2 protein-coding genes are annotated in these 1,443 nt (G+C 72.0%); one reads left to right on the top strand and one right to left on the bottom strand.

All coding sequences use genetic code 11. From position 1 onward, the window contains the following. Positions 1-226: hypothetical protein (locus HMPREF3105_RS13345; RefSeq protein WP_210401425.1), on the bottom strand; the 226-nt coding region annotated here is incomplete at its 3' end. Positions 227-630: 404 nt separating this feature from the next. Here HMPREF3105_RS13345 and rpsB point away from each other — a divergent pair. Continuing rightward, positions 631-1,443: 30S ribosomal protein S2 (gene rpsB / locus HMPREF3105_RS03985; protein WP_070708817.1), on the top strand; the 813-nt coding region annotated here is incomplete at its 3' end.

Here is a 1,443-nt window from a genome sequence, read left to right as displayed (position 1 = left end):
CGGGCGGGTGCCACGCGACCGGCGCGGCCGTCGCGCCCGGACCTGCCGGGGACGCCGCGACGAGGAGCAGCGCGTCACGCGTGGACGGTGCGGGCGTGGCCCGGGACACGGGGCCGAGGTCGCCCATCCCCAGGGCGAGGACGAGCCAGGCGAGCAGGGCTGCCGCGACGCACCCCGCGATGCGCGGACGCGGGAGCGGACGGGGGAGGAGCGTGCGAGGGGTCATGGCGTCAGCCTGGCGTTCCGGGCGGCCGCGTGGCAGGCCCGCAGTCCCATCGTGGAGAGCGCCCGCCGCACCGGCCCCTGTGCAGGAGTCGGCGATGGGAGCGGGCGCCCACCTGGGGTAGGATTCACCTCAGCGGTGTCCTGTGGCCGGCCCTGTGCTGTGCCCCGGACGCCGACTCCGCGCATCGCGGTGGGTCGCTTCAGCGGCCCAGCCCCCACGCTCGGTCCCGTCCCCGCCGTCCTCCTGGAGAGGACGTCGGCGCGGGTGCTCGTGGGGCCCGGCAGCCCGCCGTCGTGGTGCCAGGGGCCGCCCGACCGGGCCGGCCGCCAACCGTCAAGAAATCGACCGGCAGACCGCCCGCGCGTGAAGCGCGGGGTGCCACGGCTGCCACAGAAGGGAACGTCATGCCCGTCGTGACCATGCGCCAGCTCCTCGACTCCGGTGTCCACTTCGGCCACCAGACCCGCCGCTGGAACCCCAAGATGAAGCGCTTCATCTTCACCGAGCGCAACGGCATCTACATCATCGACCTCCAGCAGTCGCTGTCCTACATCGACCGCGCCTACGAGTTCGTCAAGGAGACCGTCGCCCACGGCGGCACCATCCTGTTCGTCGGCACCAAGAAGCAGGCCCAGGAGGCCATCGCGGAGCAGGCCGGTCGCGTGGGCATGCCCTACGTGAACCACCGCTGGCTCGGCGGCATGCTGACCAACTTCTCCACCGTCTCCAAGCGCGTGCAGCGCATGAAGGAGCTCGAGGAGATCGACTTCGAGGACGTGGCCGGCTCGCAGTTCACCAAGAAGGAGCTGCTGCTGCTCAACCGTGAGCTCGAGAAGCTGCAGGCCAACCTCGGCGGCATCCGCAACATGGCCAAGACCCCCTCCGCCGTGTGGGTCGTGGACACCAAGAAGGAGCACCTGGCCGTCGACGAGGCCCAGAAGCTCGGCATCCCGGTCGTCGCCATCCTGGACACCAACTGCGATCCGGACGAGGTCGCCTACCCGATCCCGGGCAACGACGACGCCATCCGCTCCGTGAACCTGCTGACCCGCGTGGTCGCGGACGCCGTCGCCGAGGGCCTGATCGCCCGTCAGGGCGGCAAGTCCGGCCAGGCGGCCGCCGAGCCGATGGCCGAGTGGGAGCGCGAGCTGCTCGAGCAGCACAACGCCCAGCAGGCCGAGCAGGCTGAGCAGGCCGAGGCCCCCGCCGCCGAGGCG

The organism is Micrococcus sp. HMSC31B01, assembly GCF_001816085.1.
GTDB classification, from domain to species: Bacteria; Actinomycetota; Actinomycetes; order Actinomycetales; family Micrococcaceae; genus Micrococcus; species Micrococcus luteus.
The sequence above is the reverse complement of the archived record's forward strand: the minus strand, read 5'-3'. Positions and strand labels throughout refer to the sequence as shown.